Source organism: Pontibacter sp. Tf4 (assembly GCF_014212495.1).
Classification (GTDB): Bacteria; Bacteroidota; Bacteroidia; order Cytophagales; family Hymenobacteraceae; genus Pontibacter.
The window spans coordinates 209,999-231,647 of the sequence record NZ_JACKZC010000001.1 but is presented as its reverse complement, the minus strand read 5'-3'; the positions used below and the strand labels follow the sequence as shown (position 1 = coordinate 231,647).

Here is a 21,649-nt window from a genome sequence, read left to right as displayed (position 1 = left end):
CGACGAAAGGAGAGATCTGTTTAAAACAACCTCAGTATAGCTTAAATAGATTTCTCACACTGTTCGAAATGACAACATATAAAAGTTGCCCTTAAGCTAATGGTACCAGCTGCTTTAGAATGTTCATAGTTGCAGCTATAGTTTGAGATTACGGTATAAAAGCAAAAAGCTACCGAAGTAGCTTTTTAGTAACCAACGTGTGGCTATAGTTCAACTATAAACTTACCCGGCCTTTGAGGTTGCTTTCAGCGCATCGGCTACTGTTTCTTTCATAGGTGTGGTCGGGTGGCCGATGAGTTTGGATAGCTGGCGGCTATCGTCATACAGATCACCTTTTGATGCGGAAACATCCCAGCCGGCAATAGCATGTGCCAGACCTTCCGGTAAGCCAAAACCGGCAAGCGCTGCGGCATAATCTGCTTCGGGCAGGTTTTTGTACGGAATGTCTTTCCCGGTTTGGCGGGAAATTTCTGCGGCCAGATCGTTGAGCGTGTAAGCTTCGTCGCCGGCCAGCTCATAAACTTTTCCTTCGTGGCCTTGTCCGGTCAGCACAGCAACGGCCGCATCGGCAAAGTCTTCGCGCGAGGCAGATGAGATTTTACCTTCGCCGGCACTTCCTATAAAAGCACCACCGGCAAGTGCGCCCGGTATAGAGCCCGCATAGTTCTCAGTGTACCAGCCGTTTCTAAGGATAGTGTGCGGAATACCGGATTGCTTCAGCTCTGCTTCTGTGTGGCGGTGCTCTTCGGCCAGGCTCAGCGACGAGCTATCGGCATGCAGCAGGCTGGTGTACACGATCCATTTAACGCCGGCTTTCTTTGCTGCTTCAATTACGTTGTGGTGCTGCGTGGCACGTTGCCCTACTTCACTCGATGAGATCAGCAACAGCGTGTCAATACCTTCCAGTGCGCTGTTCAGTGTTTCCGGTTTTGTATAATCGGCTTCGCGCACTGTTACACCTAAGTCTGCACCTTTTTGCTGCGAGCGTGCAAGGGCCACTATGTTATCTGCTGATACTTTATTTTTTAGCTTACTGATTACAAGCCGGCCAAGCTGCCCTGTGGCTCCGGTTATTCCTATCTTCATGTTGTTTACTAATTTAGGTTGTCGATGTATTGATTACGTTATTTTTATACAACAGGAAAGCACAGAGAAGGTTATCAAACTATAGGTAGCGGCTCTTTGCCAGTGGGTGGCCATTTCCGGTTATAGTTGGCCCCATAGTTTCTGAAACCTTCTTACCTTTCCGCTGTTCTTAAAACCACACGTATAAACAGGAAAACAACAGAACTATAGCTTATGAAAATCGCGAAAGACCCATCAGAATATAACAAGCTTACCCCCGAAGAAGAGCGCATTATAGTACACAAAGGCACTGAATACCCGGGCACGGGGGAGTACTATACTAACAAAGCTGAAGGCGTGTACTTATGCCGCCGTTGCAACGCCCCGCTTTATACATCAGAATACAAGTTTGAGTCGAGCTGCGGCTGGCCAAGTTTTGATGACGAGATAACCGGAGCTGTAAAGCGTGTGCCGGATGCCGATGGCCGCCGTACCGAGATCGTATGCGCCAACTGCGGAGCGCACCTGGGCCACGTGTTCGAAGGCGAATATCTGACACCTAAAAACATCCGCCACTGTGTAAACTCTCTCTCGATGAAGTTTGTGCCCGTAGAAGAACTGGAAAAAGGAGCGTAACTATAGATGAAATTCGTACGCAATCAGAAGATAGATGCGGAAGGAAAGGAGCAAGGTGTTTATACCTGCTCTGGTTGCGGACAGGTTTTGTTTGAAGCAAAATATAAATTTGAAGTTGGCTCCGGCTTCCCGAGCTTCTGGAAACAGGTAGGGGAGAACATACAGCATAACCCGTTAGATACGTATGGCAGAAACCGCATTCAGCTGTTGTGCAGTAAGTGCAGGCAGCACCTGGGCCATTTGTTTGACGATAGCCGTACACCAACCAAAGTGCGTTATTGCATAAATGCCGATGCGCTGAACTATAAACTATAGCTTAATAAGAACACAGATAAATGGAAACAGCAACGTTCGGGAATGGATGCTTCTGGTGCACAGAGGCAGTTTTTCAACAGTTAAAAGGTGTGGAAAAAGTAGAGTCGGGCTACGCGGGAGGCCATGTGGAAAACCCGACCTATGAGCAGGTTTGCAGCGCTACTACCGGCCACGCAGAAGTGCTCCGGATAACCTACGATCCAAAACAAATAACCTATGACGAATTGCTACAGGTTTTCTGGGAAACGCACGACCCAACTACGCTAAACCGCCAGGGTAACGATGTTGGTCCGCAATACCGCTCTGTTATATTTTACCACAACGAAGAGCAAAAGCAGCTTGCCGAAAACTATAAACTGGCCTTAGACGAATCCGGCGCTTACGATGATCCGATCGTGACAACTATAGAACCGCTCACCAACTATTACCCCGCTGAGAAGTATCACCAGGATTATTTTCTGAGAAATGGAAGCCAGCCTTACTGCACTTTTGTAGTTCGCCCCAAAGTTGATAAATTCAGGAAAGTATTTAAAGACAAACTGAAGCCGGAGTATAGTTGATAGTTATTGGTTGTTGGTTATTAGTTATTGGTTGATCGTGTTTCGTATGCACCGGAACCTTCGCAAACTATAGTTAGGCAGCAAAATCAATTCTTAATTCTTAATTCTTAATTCGTAATTCTTAATTCGTAATTCTTAATTCGTAATTCGTAATTCTTAATTCGTAATTCGTAATTCGTAATTCGTAATTCGTAATTCTTAATTCTTAATTCGTAATTCTTAATTCTTAATTCGTAATTCTTAATTGATTGGACAGCTACTTTAAGAAGCGTTACAACAGTTTTAAATTTGCCTTACAGGGCCTGAACTCGGCTGTGCGATCGGAGCCGCATATGCGCCTGCACATATTGTCAGCTATCGGGGTTATAGTTGCCGGTTTCCTGCTTGATGTTACCAAAACGGAATGGTGCCTGCTGGCCGGGAGTATAGGCCTGGTCATTACCGCTGAGATCTTCAATACCGCCATCGAAACACTTACCAACCTGGTATCGCCGGAGCACAACCCGCTGGCCGGCAAAACCAAAGACCTGGCCGCGGCGGCTGTTCTGGTGGCTGCTATCACGGCGGCTATAGTTGGGCTCATCATTTTCACCCCTTACCTGCTGGACCTGCTAAACGCTTGGTAGCCAACTATAGCCGTTAAACACCTTTCGCTATAGTTTATCCGTACTTCTTTATTCAGAATTAAAATAGTTACCTTTGCAGCCGCTTCAAAAAACGGATATGTATACAACACTGACCCGCCTTTTAACTATAGTTCTGTTTTGCCTGGCTATATCCTGCAAACCAACTGATGCGCCTGAGGCAACAAATCCGCAGGCTCCCTGGTTATCTGACCTGATACAGCAACTGGAACAGGAAGCACCTGCCAACCCACCTGCCAAAATTTACCGCTATACTTATAACAACCAGGAAGTATACTACCTGACAGGCCGCTGCTGCGACATACCCAGCAAACTGTTTGATAAGGATGGAAACCAGCTTTGTGAACCCGATGGCGGTATAACCGGAAAAGGAGATGGCCGCTGCCCTGATTTTTTTGAGAAGCGCACAAACGAAACTATAATTTGGGAAGATAAACGCGAAAGCTAATTTAGAAATGACAGGAAACGACGTACTAAAGAACTTATCAGAATATAACATCTGGGCAAACCAGACCATGCTGGATGTTTTCAGCAGCTTACCAAGCGTACCAAACAACGCAGCCCGCCTGATGAGCCACGCCCTGAACGCACAGGCCATCTGGATCGCCCGCATCACCGGCACGCAAAGTCCGGTAAAAGTGTGGCAGGAGCACAACCTGGAGCAATTAAAGGAGCTGCACAAATCAGCCTCTTATAAAATTGCCGAACTGGTAGCCAACGCCGACGAAACCGAATTTAACCGCCTGATAGATTATACCAACAGCCAGGGCAACAAATACAGCACCCGCGTACTGGATATTTTAACGCACGCGTTTAACCACGCTACCTACCACCGCGCCCAGGTAGCCACCGACCTGCGCAAAAACGGCCACACACCACCCAACACCGACTACGTGACCTACGTGCGCGAACTGATGGGCCAGGTGTATTAGGAAGTTTGAAGTAAGAGGTTAGAAGTAAGAATTTTAACGAAGTAAAAGTAGGAATTACCCACCCCTAACCCCTCCGAGGAGGGGAATTTATACTTGTGTTATAGTTTAAACTATAGATTTATAGTTGACAATTTGTAGGAACTATAAAACTGCAGCTAAACTATAGTTCAGAACGCAATTCCCCTCCTCGGAGGGGTTAGGGGTGGGTACCTATTCAAACACGAAACTATAGTTACTACAAATAAAAAGGAGCTCCAGGTGGAGCTCCTTTTTACATGGAGGGGTTCACAAATTAATTATCTATAGTTGATACCGGTTTTCAGGCCGGCTCAAATCTCGTTATTCAGCATCAGGCAATTCTATAGTTCCCAGGTCTTTAATGGCGTTCTGCGATACAGTTACGTTTTCAACCTGCGTATCGTGGGCGCCACCTTCGGTATAAAACTTAACCGTGTAAGTACCGGCCGGCACACCTTTAATCAGGAAGTTACCATTGTCATCGGCAAAGCCTCCTAAGGTGTCGCTCTCAGCTGAGATCACATAAATGCCTGGTTTGTACTCGGCAGGAGTTACTACACCTTTAATACCACCAGCCACAGCCTGCGAAATCACACGGATAACCGGCTTCAGGTTGTAACCGCCATTGCCCTTCGGCACTACCGATTTGGCAGCATCAAAGTCAAGCAGCATTACATAGGTCACGTCCGCTTCCAGGTCGGCATTAACCTGTAGTTTTACACCTGATGTCTGCCCGCTTGGCGTTTTCAGGTCAACTATAGTTCCGTCTTTCAGCTTCAAAGTGTTCTCATCACCCAGTATCAGCCTGATCTGTGAGATGGAACCGGCAGGCAGCTCGGCGCTGGCAAGCAGGGTATCCTTTCCGTTTGCAAAGTCCAGCAGGTTATAAATGCCCGGGTTGATCTCATCTAATGTTACCCAGCCTTCTTCGCTGTCCGTGTTCTCTCTGTGCACCTGTACCGATTCGATCTCGATGTTCACTTCTTCATAGTCGCCAGGCGCATCGGTCATGCGCACCTGTAGTTGGGAAGTTCCGGCACCGTTGTTGTCAGAGTCGCTGTCGCAGGCACTGAACCATACAAAGCCGCTCAGCAGGAAAGGGATAATCAGTTTTCTTTTCATATTTATTGTACTTAAATGTTACGGCTCAAATATCTGATGCAAAGATGAAGGCAACATGAAGATTGTAAAATGCTTCAACTTTACTACCTGAGCTCCGGCGTTATCAGCATGCCCGGCTGGCATGTACAAGGGTAGAACGCTGATAACCGCAGGAAATTACGTAAGCCTATATATGAAAGATGCCCGAAGCAGGTACTTCGGGCATCTTTCTATGAATACAACAATTTTATATCAAGGTACTGCTATAAATTGCATTATTTTGTTCCAACCTTAGTGGTATCGGCAGGTGCGGGTTTGGCTGCTGGCTTGGCTTTTGGCTTCAGGAAATCCGATATCTTATCTGTTGCCTGTTTCTTAAGCTGCTGCTCTGCTTCTTTACGTTTCTTCTCCAGCTCTTCGCGTGCTTTCTGTTCTGCTTCCAGTTTACGGCGGTTCAACTCATTCTTTATACTATCGGTTGCCTGCTGTTTGCGCTGGTCCAGTTTCAGTTTGGCGTCATCTAACTTGTTCTGCACCGCTTCTTTTACCAGGTTAGATGCCTGCTCTTTTACGCTTCCACCTGCCAGGCTGACTTTAGGGTCGGTCAGGGTGCCGCCTATTTTCAGGTTAAGCGTTACGCGCTCTGCTGCTTTTAACTGCGTACCGCCTATCATGCCGGCAAGGCGGGAGTTTATTTCCTGGCCAACTTTACCGGTCGGTACGTTCAGGGCCGTTACATAATCTATGTGGCCTTCCACGTTATTGCTGCCGCCTACGGTCATCTGTACATCGCCTACTTTCAGCTCAAATGGCTTTATCACCAGGTTGCCGTCCACTATCTGCGCATCTATTATCTTGTTTTCGATCACAAAGTTCTTCAGCTCTTCCAGGTGCGTCAGGCTGGTAATTTTGTCAACAATCTTTACATCGCGCACCGAGGCTTTCAGCACTTTTATTATACCGGCGCCATCCAGCGTTTTAAATACAGGTGTCATATCCGGGGACATTTCGCCGGCAAACTTAAAGTTGGTAGAGAAGTTACCATCCAGCACGCCAGCTATAGGTGCCAATGCCTTTATCGTATTAAAGGCATTAAAAGCCTGCCGGAAGTTCAGGTTCTGAATGTCCAGCGCCATATCGAACAGCGGTTTGGTCAGGTCTTGTGTGTTGTAGCTACCATTAGTGGCAAAGGTGGCCCCTAAGGTGTTAAAGGTAACCTTGTCCAGCTTCGCGATCTTGTCTTTTACCAGCACGCGGCCATTCACGTTGTTTAGTTTCAGGTTATCGTAGGCAACCTGTTTGGCATTTACATTAAGCGTTATGTCGAGGTTGGCAGGCACTTCTACTACACCTGCTGCCTCGGTGCTGGCCACGGGCTCGCCGGTTTCTTCCACCATCCACTCGTTCACGTTAAAGTTGTTCGAGCTCAGGTTAAAGTTACCGCGCAGGCTCTGGTTATCGGCCAGCGCATAGCCCAGGTAGTTCGAAATGGTACCATTTGCCTGGATATCGCTTTTACCCAGGTGGCCGCTCATGTTCTTCAGCTCTATCCGCTCGTTATTGAACACAGCATCGGCTTTGCTTATTTTGATACCCTGCGGCAGGTCGGTGCTTACAAAGTTCAGGTTGGTAATGCCCATGGTACCGTTTGCCGAGATGTTGTTATACTTCTCCGCTTCCACATCGCTCAGTTTGCCTTTCGCCGCTACGTTGGCATTTATCCTGCCCGACACTGTCATGCCTTCCTGCGGGAAGATCTTGGTCAGTTTGGTCAGGTCGAGGATACCTCTGATATCAAAGTCGAAAGATGGTTTGTCGATTCCTGCAATCAGGGCGCGGCCTGAAAGCGGTTCGCCATCCAGGGTCATATTAAAGTTCTGTACATTGATGCGGGTATCGTCGGTGTTACCGGTCTTGTTCAGGATGTTGGTCACCATGTTCAGGTTCTCGATCGGGGCCGGGAAATCCTTGGACTTCACGTAACCGTTGGTCAGGCGCATATCGGCATCAATTACCGGCATACTTGTTTTGGAGTAAACGCCCTTGGCATCGGCATCCACTTTCAGCAAGCCACGCAGCGTCATTCCTTCAATCGGGAACACTTTGGTCATTTCGGTCAGGTCGATGCTGGCTTTCACGTTGCCATCCAGCTTCATTGGCTCCAGGCCTTCTACCAGCATTTTGGCATCAACAGGGTTTTTGCCCAGATCCAGGTGCAGCTGGCGTACATCTATAGTTGTGTTGTTCGGGTTGCCATCTTTGTTATCGATGCGCATGTCCACGTTAATGTTGCGGGCAGCCTGTGGCAGGTCAGGGTATTTAAAGTAACCGTTGATGATCTTCAGCTCTGTGCCAAAACCCGGCATCAGCGTATCGATCATACGGCCTTTAAAGTAACCATCAAAGCTGAGTTTACCTTCCGTTTTTATATCCTTGAACTGCTCTGTATACATACCCGGCACCACCGACAGCACATTCCGGAAATCAGTCTCCGTGGCTTTAAAGGTCAGGTCAAAGTCCATGGCCTCGTCGGGCATCAGTATTGTTCCGGCAAAGGTGAAAGGCAGTTCGTTCAGCTGTATCTTATTATCCTTAAAGGTGTAAAGCGATTTGTTCAGGTCCATCGCCATGGTTACATCGGCATCCAGCTTTCCGTTCTCTATATAGTTTACGCCATCATAGGTCATGGTAAAGCGGTCTGATGTTGTCTGCGATTTCATATCGAACACATCTTTGGCAAAGTCGCCGGAGCCGGTATGGTTAACGTTGTAAGCTGCCATCCCGAAAGGTATGCTCAGGTCGTCGTAAAACAGGGTGCCGTTATTTACTTCCCACTTCTTAATGGCCATGGCAAAATCGCTGGCTACGGTGTCGGCAGGAGTTACGGCAGCCGTGTCAGGCTTCATGATGTCCCAGTTGGCTTTGCCGCTTTTCAGAACTATCAGCCTGATCTTTGGCTCGTCCATCGTAATAGAGTTTACTTCCAGCTCGTCGCCGGCAATTACGCTCATCAGGTCCAGTCCCATCCGGAAGGAGGGGATCTGCGCCAGCGTGTCAGTCGCGAAAGAGTCGATGCCAACTATAGCCAGGTTCTCTACGCCCAGCGAAACATCCGGAAAATCACGGAACAGCGACAGGCTTACATCATCGGTCTGGTAAATGACGTTGGCGTTAATATTCTTTGCGATCTCTTTGTCCAGGGTCTGTTTGATTTTATCTTTGAACAAAACAGGCACCAGCGCCGCTACTGCCAGCAGCACCGCCAGGAACACAAAGAAGCCAATAACTACTTTTTTCATATAGGGATAGGTAAGGATATCTGGTTATAAGTGTATGGTACACGTTACTGCACCAAGTCAGCGTTTAAACATACATTAAATTCACTAACTGCAAAAGTATAGCCAATACTATGCAAAAGTTTAAAAGTGAGGATAACTAACTGCACTTTTTAACTATAGTTTATAGTATAGATGTAAAAGAATGCGATTAAAAAAACTGATCCTGTGCCTTGCCTTGTGGCTATGTGGCGTTGCTGCAACAGCGCAGGATGTTCTTTTTTCGCAGCAGTATGCCAGCCGCCTGTACTATAACCCTGCCTTTGCCGGCATCGGCCACGACTGGAGCGTAAGCCTGCACCACCGCACCCAGTGGCCTGCGCTTAACGGCGCCTTCGTAACTAACCAGCTCTCCACCGATTTATTGCTGCCAAATACAAATAGTGCAATTAGCCTGGTAGTGCAGCAGGACAAGTCCGGTATTGGCGGATTACAAAAACTGCACGCTTCGGCCGGATATGCCCACCACATCCGGCTAACCAAAAACTATAGTTTGTCGGCTGGTTTGCAGGGCACTATTGGTTCTTTAAGCGTAAACTATAGCAACCTTGTGTTTGGCGACCAGCTGACGGATAATGGCCAGGTGGCGCTTACATCGGCTGAGGCGAACACATTTGAACCAACTAAGTACCTGAGCTTTACAACCGGGCTGCTGCTTTATAGCGAAGAGTTGCTGTTAGGGCTGGCTGCCTCGCATTTAAACAGGCCCACCTATGGCTTCGGCGAAAAAACACGGTTACCCATACGATTTACGGCAAACGCTGTTTACAAATTTTACGTTAACGGCTACCGAAGCTCAAACGGAGAAGCAGAGTTCAGCGTATCGCCGGTTGCCACCTTTATACATCAGGAAAATTTTACACGCCTGGACCTGGGTTTATACACTAATTATACGCCGCTGTCGTTAGGCTTAATATATAAAGGAGTACCGGTAACAGGCGGTGCCAACCACGAGCAGGCGCTTGCCGTAATAGCAGGGCTACAGCTAAACCAGCTTAAAATCGGGTTTAGCCACGATGTTGGAATTACAGACTTTACCCGGCAAAACGGGGGCGCAACCGAAATTTCCCTGGTTTTTGAACGACTTACAACAAATAATGTGTTGCGAGGTCGTTCCGGGTCAAAAATAAGCAAGCGCATTGTTTGTCCGGCATTCTAATTTTATTTATAATTGCACATTAAATTACGTTACAAGAACCTTATCTAAATTGGGTGCTATTTTATGAAGTTTGCTAAGTATTTATCGGCTGCGGTTATGGGAGGCTTACTCCTTACTGCCTGCAACAGGGGAGGCAACCCTACCAGCACAAACCCCGGCGACTACAGTACTGCTACAGGTATAGAATACGGCGAGGACGAAAAAGCCTTTGCTGTAGAAGACTATGCTGATATACAGGGTGGTCCGGGTTTGATTTTTATAGAAGGTGGCCGTACCGTTTTAGGTTCTATGGAAGAAGACATTGCCATGACGCGCGACAATATCGAGCGTACGGTAACTGTAGCTTCTTTTTATATGGATGAGACTGAAGTTGCCAACATCCACTGGCTGGAGTATCTGCACTACATTAAGCAGGATTCGGTGCCGGAAGTATACCAGGCTGCCCTGCCGGATACAACCGTATGGTCCCGTCAGCTTTCGTTCAACGACCCTTACGTAACGTATTATCTGCGCTATCCAGGTTTCCGCTTCTTCCCGGTGGTCGGTGTAAGCTGGTTACAGGCTAATAACTATGCCATCTGGCGTACTGCTAAGGTTAACGAAAACCTGGCCAAAGAAGCGAATGGCGGCCGCGGCCGCAGAGGCCTGTTTGGCAAAAAAGGCGGCGACGAAGCTCCTGCTGAAGGCGAAAAACCATCTATCGAGTCGGGCTATGTGCTTCCGAACTACCGTCTCCCAACAGAGGCTGAGTGGGAATATGCTGCACAGGCTATGATCGGTACACAGTACTCTGAAGACGAGAACCAGAACAACCGCAGACTTTACCCTTGGGATGGCCACCAGGTACGTAACCCGTATGGCAAACAAATGGGTAAGTTTATGGCTAACTTTAAGCGTGGCCGTGGTGACTATGCCGGTATTGCCGGTGCCCTGAACGACGGTGCCATGATCACAGACTATATCTATGCTTATCCGCCAAACGACTTCGGTCTGTATAACATGGCTGGTAACGTAAACGAGTGGGTGCAGGACGTGTACCGTCCGCTGTCTTACCAGGATATGGAAGACCTGAACCCGTTCCGTAGAGATGGTTACCAGGATGAGAAAGAGAACTATGCCAACGGTACTGATGCCAGAGACTTCCACTCACTGATCAACGACGAAGTTCGTGTTTACAAAGGTGGTTCCTGGAAAGATGTGGCTTACTGGTTATCGCCAGGTACACGCCGCTTCATGACGCAGGACTCTTCAACTGCAACAATCGGTTTCCGTTGCGCCATGATCAACGCTGGCTCAAACAGATAATTACTACCTAACTATAGTTTTAAAGCCCGGACCACAAATCCGGGCTTTATATTTTTATAACAACCATGAAAGAAGAAACCACCGAACACGTACAGATCATTGTCAGAAGCTATAGTGATATGTTTGAGCGGGACATTGAAGAACAGCTCTGGGCCTTTGTGCTGGACAAAGAGAACCGCCTGTACCAGATCGACAGCATCCCGTTCTATACCTCGCTCATCGCCTCCAACGACATCGTGTTTGCCGACCTCGACCCGAAAACGAAGCAGTTGGTATATCAGAAAACGGTAAACTATAGCGGCCACTCTACTGTACAGGTGGTACTGAACGACGAAGCAATGGCCATGGACCAGATCCGGGAGATCTTCAGTAAGATGCGTTGTGTATCGGAAGTAGTGAACGAGGACTTTTTTGTACTGGATATTCCGGAGGATGTAGACTATAAGCAGGTAAAAGCCGAGCTGGACAGACTGGAAGCCGAAGAAGAAATTGAATATGCCGAGCCAAGCCTGTCAGACGTGCACCGCAAACAAACAGAATCATAGTTTAAATTTCCTGACAAAGGAGTATTTGATATTAGAGCCTTAACACCCTCTGGCCGCGTTAAACTATAGTTTATAAAATGCCGCAAGTTTAGCAACAGCGCAACTTGTGGCTGGGTTTGGAGCCAGTTTGTAACTGGCCTTGCTTTGAAAAAGCAAGGATTACCCATTGCCGTAACTATAGAACTATAGGTTATTCCTAACTCAATTACACTGGCGCGGATCTGAGATCAGGGACATACTTACAAAGTCGGATTTGTAGTCCGACTGGGCCAGAGGCCCAACTATAGTTTGACAAAAGCGAGGACGCCCCGCCATGTTAACTATCGCAACTATAGCTTTTTCCAACTATAGCTTTCAGCAAATTACAGTTTAACACGGCCAGAGACCGTATAATAACGCACACTCGCGGGACGCGAGCGAGGGCAACGAAAAGAAATCTATAGTTTCGCTGTTTTATCCTTTGTCTAAAATCCCTTGCCATAAAATTAAGCGGCAGCTATAGTTACTACACTTACCTCCTCGGCACCGGCATCCAGTAACGCTACCGCGCAGGCTTCTAAGGTGGCCCCGGTCGTCAGTACATCATCCACTATAAGTACATGTTTACCATCTATAGTTTCGGGTTTCTTCACCTCAAAAACCTGCTCCACATTTTGCCATCGGTTCAGGCGGTCTTTCCGGGTTTGGGTGCTGGTGTTTATAGTTCTGATAAGCACATTGGTTAAGGCAGGCACTTCCATTGCCGCTCCGAGGCCCAGTGCAAAGTGCTCCGATTGATTATAGCCGCGCTTGCGGAGTTTCTGTTTATGCAATGGTACCGGAATTATCAGATCAAACTGCTCGTGGTATTGGTAATCTTTTAATACACTACCATAGCGGTGGCCCAGGTGTTCGCCCAACTCTTTGGCGCCCTTATACTTTAAATGGTGCAACAATCGCTGCACACTTCCTTTGCTTTGAAAGGTAAAATAGGAGAAGGCAAACCTGACAGGCACTTTACCCCAGAACCTGCGCTGCAAGGGGTTTAGCTCCGTAGCGCCATGCGCATGATAATCAGTATACGGCAGCTTTACATTGCATTCGGTGCAGATAAATTTCTCGCCGCGGGCCAAAATGCCATCGCAGGCAAAGCAACTCTCCGGAAAAAATAAGGCCAGCAGGTCGTCAAACATAGTAGCGCCTTTGGGGTTAAGGTTTTGTAATTTTTTTGCCGTAATTTTATAACTATAGTTCAGAATTTAATCACAACAATGAGTCAGATAGAAGAATTCAACGAGTACCGCTCGCGCATGAACGAGCGCATTATGTCTTACGACAATAAAGTGATCAAACGCTTTTTTAACTTAGATACCAATACGTATGCGGAAGGCGCCCTTGATGTAAAAACAAAGGAAATGCTGGGTTTGGTGGCCTCTATGGTGCTGCGCTGCGATGACTGCATTAAATACCACCTGGGTAAAAGTTTTGAAGAAGGCGTTACCGACGAAGAAGTATTTGAAGTATTCTCGATCGCCAACCTGGTAGGCGGCTCCATCGTGATACCGCACTTCCGCAGAGCAGTAGAGTACTGGGAAGAACTGAAAGCGCAAAAAAGTTAATTGTTTAATGGTTGCATGGTTAAATTGTTGATTTCTCTTCAGAATAACCATTTAACAATTTAGCCATGCAGCAATTTATCTTATGATAGAAGAATCAGATAATTTAGATCATAGATGGGTACAGCTGCGGGCTTTGCTGATGAAGCAATTCGGAAAGAAGCCTGACCTGAATGCCATACTGTTTCTGATAGGCATACAGGAGCTGGGTAAAGGCATTACCGAGTTTACTAAAGAAGAAAAGCAGGACCTGATGCACATTGCTACCTGCAAGGTTTTCAGTTTGTCGGGATACTACGAACTGGAGAAGGTAGACGAAGAAGGCTGGCCGCACTATAAAGCTGTAAAACCAATTCCGTTTGCTAACCTGAAAGAGCAAGAAAAAATGCTGAAGTGGCACATCCTGGAGTATTTCAATCAGCTGGATTAAATTTAATAAGATATGAGATACTAGATGTTAGACATTAGATTTTTGATGTGTAAAATCTTGAATCTTGTGTCTAATATCTTAAGTCTATTTTAAAATAATGAAAATAATTACCTACAACGTAAACGGCATCCGGGCTGCTATAAGCAAAGGATTTCAGGATTGGGTGAAAGCAGCAAACCCCGATGTGTTGTGCCTGCAGGAAATAAAAGCCGACGAGTCGAAGTTTGACCGCGCCATTTTTGAAGACTTAGGTTATAATGTATACTTGCACCCGGCCGTGAAGAAAGGCTATAGCGGCGTGGCGATACTTTCTAAAACCAAGCCTAACCATGTGCAGATCGGTTGCGGCATGGACTGTTACGATTTTGAAGGCCGCGTAATTCGTGCCGATTACGATAACTATTCGGTAATGAGCGTATACATGCCTTCCGGCTCGAGCGGGGAGGAGCGCCAGAACTTTAAGTTTCAGTGGATGGATGACTTCTATGGCTACATCGGCGATCTGAAGCAAACTTTACCGGGCCTTATAGTTAGCGGCGACTATAATATCTGCCATCAGCCAATCGATATTCATAACCCGAAATCGAACGCGAATAGCTCTGGCTTTTTGCCGGAAGAACGCACCTGGATGGGCAAGTTTATTGAGAGTGGCTTTGTAGATTCATTCCGGCATTTTAACAAAGAGCCACACAACTATACATGGTGGAGTTACCGGGCCGGTGCAAGAGGCAAGAACCTGGGCTGGCGTATCGATTATAACATGGCCACCGCTAACCTGCAGGACAAACTGAAACGCGCGGCTATCCTGACCGAAGCTAAGCACTCAGACCACTGCCCTGTATTGCTCGAAATTGAGTAAAAACGGCATACGAAAATGCCTGATTTTATAGTTATAGTTAAAGCACCTGATTGATCTTATAGTTTCAGATACAGATAATTAGGTGCTTTTGCTTTACGTATAGCTGTAACCGCCCGGCATTGCCAGCGTTAAAGTAGCAAACACCTATGAAACAACAGGATGCACTTACCCAACTGATGCATCAGCTGCAGGAGTTCAAAAAGAAATTTTACCTGAACCTGTTGCTGCGTGGTAGCTTATTTGCTATCGGCATGTTGCTTTCTATCTACATCATTTACAGCCTGTTAGAGTACGTTTTCTATTTTCCGCAAACCGTACGGGCTATCCTTCTCTTCTCTTTTATAGCTATAGTTGTTTATGCCTTCATCCGTTGGATAGCGCAGCCCGTAGCGGCTCTGGCTAACCTGAGCAGGTTACTTTCTGATGAGCAGGCGGCAGTAAAAGTTGGTCACCACTACCCCGAAATAAAAGACAAACTCCTGAATGCCATCCAGTTAAACAACCTGGATAGAACCAACGAGCTGATAGCCGCCAGTATAAACCAGCGATCCGGCCATTTGCTGCAGTTCCGGTTTACCGATGCCGTTACCTACAAAGAAAACAAGCCTATCCTGAAATATGTGGCCCTTCCGGCTATAGTTGCGCTCCTTATTGCCATGGTCTACCCAGCTATCTTCGTGCAGGGCACCGAGCGCATCCTCAACTATAAAAAGGCCTATGCACCGGTTGCTCCCTTTACTTTTAAGGTACAGAACGATGAACTACAGACTTTCCGGGGAGAGGATTTTGAGTTGAAGGTGGCCGTAGAAGGGGAGATGCTGCCCAAAGAAGTATTCATCAACTATAACGGCCGTCGGCAACCGTTGCAAAAAGTAGCAAACGGAAACTATAGTTACACCTTCAAGCAACCCCTGAAAAGCATAGATTTTGAGCTGGAAGGATCCGGTTTTACTTCCGACACCTATACTTTAGAACTACTCTCACGCCCGAACCTGAAAGACTTTGAATTACAGGTACAATACCCGGCCTACCTGAAACGCAAGCCCGAACTGATCGAAAATACCGGTAATGCTACCGTGCCCGAAGGCAGCACGCTCACGTGGAACTTCAAAGCCTCCGAAACTGAAACTATAGCTTTGGATTTTGATAAACCTGCGGAGCAACTACAGGCAAAAAAAGCAGCTGATGGCTTTACGGCAAGCAAAAAGATCAGCGAAAGTCTGAACTATAGCATTAAACTTAAAAACCAGTACAGCACCAACAAAGAAAACATCAATTACCAGATCACAGCCATCCCCGACAAGCACCCGCTTATTACCGTGGAGCAGTTCCAGGACACAGCACTCTATAGTTTCCTGGTGCTGGGCGGCGATGTATCGGATGATTATGGGTTATCGCGCCTGGCCATTCATTACCGCATCAGCAACCAGAACAACCCGAAGGCGAACTATAGAACAATAGCATTGCCACTTGCGCCACAGCAGTTGAGCCAGGCCTATTATTACCAATGGAACACTGCGGCCCTTAACATGAAGCCCGGCGACCAGCTGGAGTATTTTGTGCAGGTCTGGGATAACGATGGCATCCACGGTCCGAAAAGTGCCCGCACCCGCACCTTTGAGCTAAAGGTACCAAGCAAACGCGATCTGGAGAAAGAGTTGAACAGCAATGCGCAGTCGGTAGGCAGCCAGATAAGCAAGACACTGGAGCGGGCAAACAAATTACAGGACGAACTGGCGAAGAACGAAGAAAAGCTGAAGACAAAACGCGACCTGAACTGGCAGGACAAAAAGCAGTTGGAAGACCTGGTAGAGAAGAAGAAGCAACTGGAGCAGGACCTGGCCGCCATGAAGGAAATGTTTAATGAGCTCAACAAAAAGCAGAATATGCTGACCGAACAGGATAAGCAACTGGCCGAAAAAGCACATGAACTGCAGAAGCTCATGAACGACCTGCTGGACCCGGAAACCAAGAAACTATACGAAGAGCTCGAAAAACTATTACAGGAGAAACAGGCCAACGACCCGGAACTACAGAAACTGCTCAGCAAACTAGACAACCGCGAGAAGAACCTGGAGCGGGAACTGGAGCGGGCACTAGAGCTTTTCAAGCAACTACAGTTTGAGCAGAAGCTGGACAACATAACAGAGAAGCTGAAGGAAATGGGGGAGGAACAGGAAAAACTCGCTCAGAAAACCGAACAGAAGCAGGAAGAAAACAAGAAGCTACAGGAGCAGCAGAAAGAGCTGCAAGAGCAGTTTGAGGAAGTAAAAGAGCAGCTGGATGAGCTGAAGGAGATGAATGACAAGCTCGAAAATCCGAACCAGATGGACGAGCAACAGCAGGAGCAGGGCGAGCAGCAGATAGAGCAGAACATGCAGCAAAGTCAGCAGCAACTACAAAAACAGCAAAACAAAAAAGCCAGCGAAAGCCAGCAGAAGGCAGGTAAGCAAATGAAGCAGATGGCGCAGAACATGGAGCAGATGATGAACTCTATGAGCATGGCCGGCATGCAGCAAAACCTCGATAACCTACGCGACATCCTGGAGAACCTGATCAAGCTGTCGTTCGACCAGGAAGCGCTGATGAAATCTTTCAGGACGGTAAACCAGAGCGACCCACGCTTTATCGCTTTATCACAGGAGCAGCTTAACCTGCGCGACAATGCCAAGGTAATTGAAGACAGCCTGTACTCCCTCGCTAAAAAAGTATTCCAGATAGAGTCGTTTGTTACCCGCGAAGTTGCTTCTATGAACCAGAGCATGGACAACAGCATGAAGGAGCTCCGCGACCGCAATGTTGGCAAAGCCACCGCCCAGCAACAACTCGCCATGACCAGCATGAATAACCTGGCCCTAATGCTGAACGACGCCCTGAAGCAAATGCAGCAGGCCATGCAGAATATGCAGGGCGGCATGGCCGGAAAACAGAAGGGAAATCAGAAAAAACCGGGCGGTTTAGGAGAAGTGCAGGATGCTTTGAATAAAAAAATAGAAGATTTGAAAAAAGGTGGCAAAACAGGTAAGGCACTGTCTGAAGAATTAGCTAAATTAGCTGCGGAGCAGGAGGCTCTCCGGAACGCGCTTCGGGAAATGGAGAAACAGGGTACCAAACCTGGCGAAAAGGGCAAACAGGGCGATCTGGGAAATATTAGCCGGATGATGGAACAAAGCGAGACTGATCTCGTTAATAAACGGTTAACTGAGCAAACGATCATGCGCCAGCGCGAGATCCTGACCCGGTTACTGGAAGCAGAGAAATCAATGAAAGAGCGGGAGCTGGATAACAAGCGTGAAGCCAAAACCGCACAGGACATTGCACGTAAACTTCCACCATCGTTTGACAAATACATTAAAGCAAAAGAGAAACAGACAGAATTACTCAAAACAGTACCACCTGCTTTGTCTCCGTACTATAAGCAAAAGGTTAGCGAGTATTTCCAGAATGTAAAGTTTTAAGAAGCACCTATTTTACACACGTTAGATTAAAATATGAATCAAGTTAAAATTCAGATTCCTTCCTTAATCGAAAACATCCGCGTAATTGAAAGTTTTATAGACAACTCAAAGGAAGAATTCGAGTTTGAAGATGATATTTATGGCAACATCATGGTTGCTGTAACTGAGTCTGTGAATAACGCTATCCGCCACGGAAACAAATTCGACAAAGACAAGAACGTTTACCTTACGCTGCAGGTAGAAGATAACCAGCTGCTGTTTGAAGTGGAAGACGAAGGTCCGGGATTTGATTACGAGAACCTGCCAGACCCTACTGCTCCTGAAAACCTGGAGAACCCGGGTGGCCGTGGCATTTTCCTGATGCGTAACCTTTGCGACGAAGTAAACTTCTTTGATCAGGGTAAGAAAGTTCAGTTGAAATTTAACATCGTACCAGGACAGAATGGATCATCCAATTGAGTTTTATAGCGAAGACGTAGAGTTTTCGCTATCGAACCCGGAGCAGGTTGCAGATTGGATCGCATCTATAGTTGAGCAACACGAGTACGAATTAGCAAACCTTACCTACATCTTCTGTTCTGACGATTACCTGCATCAGATAAACGTAGAATACTTAGATCACGATACGCTTACCGATATTATCACTTTCGACAATGCCGATGAAGAAGGCGTGATTGAAAGTGATATTTTTGTTAGTATAGATCGCGTTCGCGACAATGCCCAGACTTTAGGAATACCTTTCGAGGACGAGCTTCACCGCGTTCTCATTCATGGCGTGCTGCACCTGCTTGGCTACAAAGACAAGACCGAAGAGCAGGAAGCACAAATGCGCAAACAAGAAGATTCTTGCTTATCTTTGCGAAAATTTTAATCGCAAAAGGAATTACCAATCTCTTGTAGATGTTTCACGTGAAACATCTCTAATTTCAGAAATACATGTTTCCAGAATATGATATTATAGTTGTAGGGGCAGGCCACGCAGGTTGCGAGGCCGCCGCTGCAGCAGCTAAAATGGGTTCGAAGGTTTTGCTGGCCACCATGAACATGAACACCATTGCCCAGATGTCGTGCAACCCGGCAATGGGGGGCGTGGCAAAAGGCCAGATCGTTCGTGAAGTAGATGCACTGGGTGGCATGAGCGGTATCATTACCGACGAGACTATGATCCAGTTCCGTATGCTGAACAAATCGAAAGGCCCTGCTATGTGGAGCCCACGTGCCCAAAGCGACCGCATGCGTTTTGCCGAAGCCTGGCGACTGAGCTTGGAGCAAACCGAGAATGTAGACTTCTGGCAAGAGATGGTTACAGCCATTGAAGTAGAGCAGGGGAGAGCCGTTGGCGTACGTACCAGCCTGGGGATAACTATACGGGCAAAGGCCGTTGTTTTAACGAATGGCACGTTTCTTAATGGTATTATCCACATCGGCGAGAAGCAATTAGGCGGTGGTCGTTCAGCAGAAAAATCAGCAAAGGGATTGACTGAACAGCTGGTGAGTTTAGGCTTTGAAGCAGGCCGTATGAAGACCGGAACACCGCCACGTGTGGATGGCCGCTCGCTGGACTATAACCGCATGGAAGAACAGTTCGGAGACGAGAACCCATCAAAATTCTCTTACACCGAAACTACTCTGCTCGCCAAACAACGCAGCTGCTTTATAACCTATACCAACTCTGACGTACACGAGATCCTGAAGACCGGTTTCGAAAAGTCGCCGATGTTCCAGGGACGAATTCAGGGGTTAGGTCCGCGTTACTGCCCATCTATAGAAGATAAGATCAACCGCTTTGCGGAGCGCGACCGTCACCAGATTTTTGTGGAGCCGGAGGGATGGAGCACAGTAGAAGTTTATGTAAATGGATTCTCCAGCTCGTTACCGGAAGATGTGCAATTAAAAGCGCTGCGCAAGATCGTAGGGTTTGAAAATGCCAAAATGTTCCGCCCGGGTTATGCCATCGAGTACGACTTTTTCCCGCCAACCCAGCTGAACCTGACACTGGAAACAAAGCTGGTAGAGAACCTATACTTTGCCGGCCAGATAAACGGAACAACCGGTTACGAAGAAGCCGCTTGCCAGGGACTGATGGCGGGTATAAACGCGCACAACAAGATAAATGAAAAAGCTCCGTTTATACTGAAGCGATCGGAAGCATATATTGGCGTACTGATAGATGACCTGGTAAATAAAGGGACCGAGGAGCCATACCGTATGTTCACGTCGCGTGCCGAGCACCGTATTTTGTTACGCCAAGATAACGCTGATATCCGCCTGACTAAGCTTGGATATGAGCTTGGCTTGGCTGATGAGAGCAGATTGAAAGCTGTGGATAAGAAGATAGCGGAAACGGCAGAAATCATCGCGTACTTAAATAATAAGCCGATCGAACCCGGAGATATCAACAGCATGCTGGAGAGTTTAGGCTCAGCTCCTATAGTTGAAAAGCAACGCGCCGGCCAGTTGATCAAGCGACCGAACATCGAAATCCATCATATAGCCGAAGCGATACCTGCTGTTAAAGAATATTTAAGTAAGTTTAAGGTAGATAGTGTAGAGCAGGCCGAAATTGCTGTGAAGTATGAAAGCTACATTGAGAAAGAACATACGATGGCAGCAAAAATGGGCGAGCTCGAAAACTATATCATAAAAGACAAAATCAACTACCGCAACATACCGGCCTTATCGGCGGAAGCGCGCGAAAAATTGCTGAAGGTGCAGCCAGAAACAATTGGCCAGGCATCCAGAATCAGTGGCGTATCTCCGGCAGATATTTCGGTACTGATGGTATACCTTGGAAAATAAATGAGCTACGAAAGACTGGAGCATTGCCCGATCTGCGGCAAGGAAGAATTCAAAAACTTTTTGGTAGTAAAGGATAACTCAGTTTCTAAAGAGAGCTTTGTGATTGTGGAGTGCGAGAACTGCACCTTTAAGTTTACAAATCCACGTCCGGATGAAACAACTATAGGCAGTTATTACGAGTCGGAAGACTACATCTCGCACACCAATACAAAGACCGGCATCATTAACAGAGCGTACCACGTTGTGCGCTCTATTACAACCAAGCAAAAAGTGGAGCTCATAAACCGGCATGCTCCGGGCAAAGGAACTATACTGGACTATGGCTGTGGCACCGGCGTATTTCTGACGGCCTGCAAAAAAGATGGATGGCAGGTAAGGGGAGTAGAACCCAGCGACCGGGCCCGCGAGTTGGCTGCTGAAACTACAGGTACAACTATAGCCACAACTATAGCCGAACTACCCGACGAAAAATACAAGGTAATTACGCTATGGCACGTACTGGAACACATCCATACCCTGAACGAAACGATAAAAGAACTAATATCGCACCTGACAGAAGACGGCACCCTGATCATAGCGGTACCAAATGCTGACTCGCATGATGCACAGCAGTACAAGGAGAACTGGGCGGCTTATGACGTACCAAGGCACTTGTACCACTTTACCCAGGCAACCATGAAACGCTTTTTAAAGAAGCACAAAATGCAACTGAAAGAAGTGCTGCCCATGAAGTTTGATGCCTACTATGTGAGCATGCTGAGTGAAAAACATAAAGAAGGTAAAACCAAAATGATCAGCAGTGTAGTAAACGGGTTTAAGTCGAACAACTATGCCGAGAAAAACGGCAATGATTATTCCAGCCTGATCTATGTTGCGAAGCGTAAATAACGATA

Annotated in this window: 21 protein-coding genes; 17 read left to right on the top strand and 4 right to left on the bottom strand. The window is 47.1% G+C overall.

Features of this window, described 5'->3' with window-relative positions; translation table 11 throughout:
- Positions 1-222: 222 nt before the first annotated feature.
- Positions 223-1,086 carry an SDR family oxidoreductase gene (locus tag H7F15_RS00970; RefSeq protein WP_185195078.1) on the bottom strand — a complete coding sequence of 288 codons (864 nt, stop codon included), beginning with the start codon at positions 1,084-1,086 and terminating at the stop codon, positions 223-225.
- Between the two features lie 213 nt (positions 1,087-1,299).
- On the opposite strand from H7F15_RS00970, the gene H7F15_RS00965 reads away from it, so the two are divergent.
- The 6 genes from H7F15_RS00965 (at position 1,300) to H7F15_RS00940 (ending at position 4,152) form a co-directional block, all read left to right on the top strand.
- Positions 1,300-1,701 carry a methionine-R-sulfoxide reductase gene (locus H7F15_RS00965; protein WP_185195077.1) on the top strand — a complete coding sequence of 134 codons (402 nt, stop codon included), beginning with the start codon at positions 1,300-1,302 and terminating at the stop codon, positions 1,699-1,701.
- 6 nt (positions 1,702-1,707) lie between these two features.
- On the top strand, positions 1,708-2,016 hold the full coding sequence (locus H7F15_RS00960; protein ID WP_185195076.1) for a peptide-methionine (R)-S-oxide reductase: 309 nt from the start codon (positions 1,708-1,710) through the stop codon (positions 2,014-2,016).
- A gap of 20 nt (positions 2,017-2,036) precedes the next feature.
- Positions 2,037-2,576, top strand: coding sequence for a peptide-methionine (S)-S-oxide reductase MsrA (gene msrA / locus H7F15_RS00955; RefSeq protein WP_185195075.1), 540 nt, complete (start codon positions 2,037-2,039; stop codon positions 2,574-2,576).
- 248 nt (positions 2,577-2,824) lie between these two features.
- On the top strand, positions 2,825-3,202 hold the full coding sequence (locus tag H7F15_RS00950; RefSeq protein WP_185195074.1) for a diacylglycerol kinase: 378 nt from the start codon (positions 2,825-2,827) through the stop codon (positions 3,200-3,202).
- A gap of 97 nt (positions 3,203-3,299) precedes the next feature.
- Positions 3,300-3,668 carry a hypothetical protein gene (locus tag H7F15_RS00945; protein WP_185195073.1) on the top strand — a complete coding sequence of 123 codons (369 nt, stop codon included), beginning with the start codon at positions 3,300-3,302 and terminating at the stop codon, positions 3,666-3,668.
- Positions 3,669-3,675: 7 nt separating this feature from the next.
- The gene (locus H7F15_RS00940; protein ID WP_185195072.1) at positions 3,676-4,152 is read left to right on the top strand and encodes a DinB family protein; all 477 of its coding nucleotides are present in this window, start codon (positions 3,676-3,678) and stop codon (positions 4,150-4,152) included.
- Between the two features lie 339 nt (positions 4,153-4,491).
- Here H7F15_RS00940 and H7F15_RS00935 read toward each other — a convergent pair whose 3' ends face one another.
- Together H7F15_RS00935 and H7F15_RS00930 are read right to left on the bottom strand one after the other, a co-directional pair.
- Positions 4,492-5,292, bottom strand: coding sequence for a DUF4382 domain-containing protein (locus H7F15_RS00935; RefSeq protein WP_185195071.1), 801 nt, complete (start codon positions 5,290-5,292; stop codon positions 4,492-4,494).
- A gap of 254 nt (positions 5,293-5,546) precedes the next feature.
- On the bottom strand, positions 5,547-8,570 hold the full coding sequence (locus H7F15_RS00930) for an AsmA-like C-terminal region-containing protein (protein WP_185195070.1): 3,024 nt from the start codon (positions 8,568-8,570) through the stop codon (positions 5,547-5,549).
- Between the two features lie 181 nt (positions 8,571-8,751).
- Here H7F15_RS00930 and H7F15_RS00925 point away from each other — a divergent pair, with 181 nt between their 5' ends.
- The 3 genes from H7F15_RS00925 to H7F15_RS00915 all read left to right on the top strand — a co-directional run bounded on the left by H7F15_RS00925 (position 8,752) and on the right by H7F15_RS00915 (position 11,615).
- On the top strand, positions 8,752-9,765 hold the full coding sequence (locus H7F15_RS00925) for a PorP/SprF family type IX secretion system membrane protein (protein ID WP_185195069.1): 1,014 nt from the start codon (positions 8,752-8,754) through the stop codon (positions 9,763-9,765).
- A gap of 63 nt (positions 9,766-9,828) precedes the next feature.
- Positions 9,829-11,070: a gliding motility lipoprotein GldJ gene (gldJ, locus tag H7F15_RS00920; RefSeq protein WP_185195068.1), complete on the top strand. Its 1,242-nt coding sequence runs from the start codon at positions 9,829-9,831 to the stop codon at positions 11,068-11,070.
- A 65-nt stretch (positions 11,071-11,135) separates the two neighbouring features.
- Entirely contained in the window at positions 11,136-11,615 is a 480-nt protein-coding gene (locus H7F15_RS00915; RefSeq protein WP_185195067.1) for a DUF4265 domain-containing protein, read from the top strand.
- 485 nt (positions 11,616-12,100) lie between these two features.
- On the opposite strand, the gene H7F15_RS00910 is transcribed toward H7F15_RS00915, so the two are convergent.
- Positions 12,101-12,787, bottom strand: a complete 687-nt coding sequence (locus H7F15_RS00910) for a ComF family protein (protein WP_255481017.1) — start codon at positions 12,785-12,787, stop codon at positions 12,101-12,103.
- A gap of 78 nt (positions 12,788-12,865) precedes the next feature.
- On the opposite strand from H7F15_RS00910, the gene H7F15_RS00905 reads away from it, so the two are divergent.
- The 8 genes from H7F15_RS00905 (at position 12,866) to H7F15_RS00870 (ending at position 21,644) form a co-directional block, all read left to right on the top strand.
- Positions 12,866-13,213 carry a carboxymuconolactone decarboxylase family protein gene (locus tag H7F15_RS00905; RefSeq protein ID WP_185195066.1) on the top strand — a complete coding sequence of 116 codons (348 nt, stop codon included), beginning with the start codon at positions 12,866-12,868 and terminating at the stop codon, positions 13,211-13,213.
- Between the two features lie 82 nt (positions 13,214-13,295).
- Entirely contained in the window at positions 13,296-13,640 is a 345-nt protein-coding gene (locus H7F15_RS00900) for a hypothetical protein (protein WP_185195065.1), read from the top strand.
- A gap of 97 nt (positions 13,641-13,737) precedes the next feature.
- Positions 13,738-14,499 carry an exodeoxyribonuclease III gene (locus H7F15_RS00895; RefSeq protein WP_185195064.1) on the top strand — a complete coding sequence of 254 codons (762 nt, stop codon included), beginning with the start codon at positions 13,738-13,740 and terminating at the stop codon, positions 14,497-14,499.
- A 146-nt stretch (positions 14,500-14,645) separates the two neighbouring features.
- The gene (locus tag H7F15_RS00890; protein WP_185195063.1) at positions 14,646-17,957 is read left to right on the top strand and encodes a DUF4175 family protein; all 3,312 of its coding nucleotides are present in this window, start codon (positions 14,646-14,648) and stop codon (positions 17,955-17,957) included.
- A gap of 33 nt (positions 17,958-17,990) precedes the next feature.
- Positions 17,991-18,416, top strand: coding sequence for an ATP-binding protein (locus H7F15_RS00885; RefSeq protein WP_185195062.1), 426 nt, complete (start codon positions 17,991-17,993; stop codon positions 18,414-18,416).
- A complete protein-coding gene (gene ybeY, locus H7F15_RS00880; RefSeq protein WP_185195061.1) occupies positions 18,400-18,828 on the top strand; it encodes an rRNA maturation RNase YbeY in 429 nt (142 codons plus the stop codon). The genes H7F15_RS00885 and ybeY overlap by 17 nt, the downstream gene beginning before the upstream one ends.
- A 65-nt stretch (positions 18,829-18,893) precedes the next feature.
- Entirely contained in the window at positions 18,894-20,756 is a 1,863-nt protein-coding gene (gene mnmG / locus H7F15_RS00875; protein WP_185195060.1) for a tRNA uridine-5-carboxymethylaminomethyl(34) synthesis enzyme MnmG, read from the top strand.
- A complete protein-coding gene (locus H7F15_RS00870; RefSeq protein WP_185195059.1) occupies positions 20,757-21,644 on the top strand; it encodes a class I SAM-dependent methyltransferase in 888 nt (295 codons plus the stop codon).
- Positions 21,645-21,649: the final 5 nt, after the last annotated feature.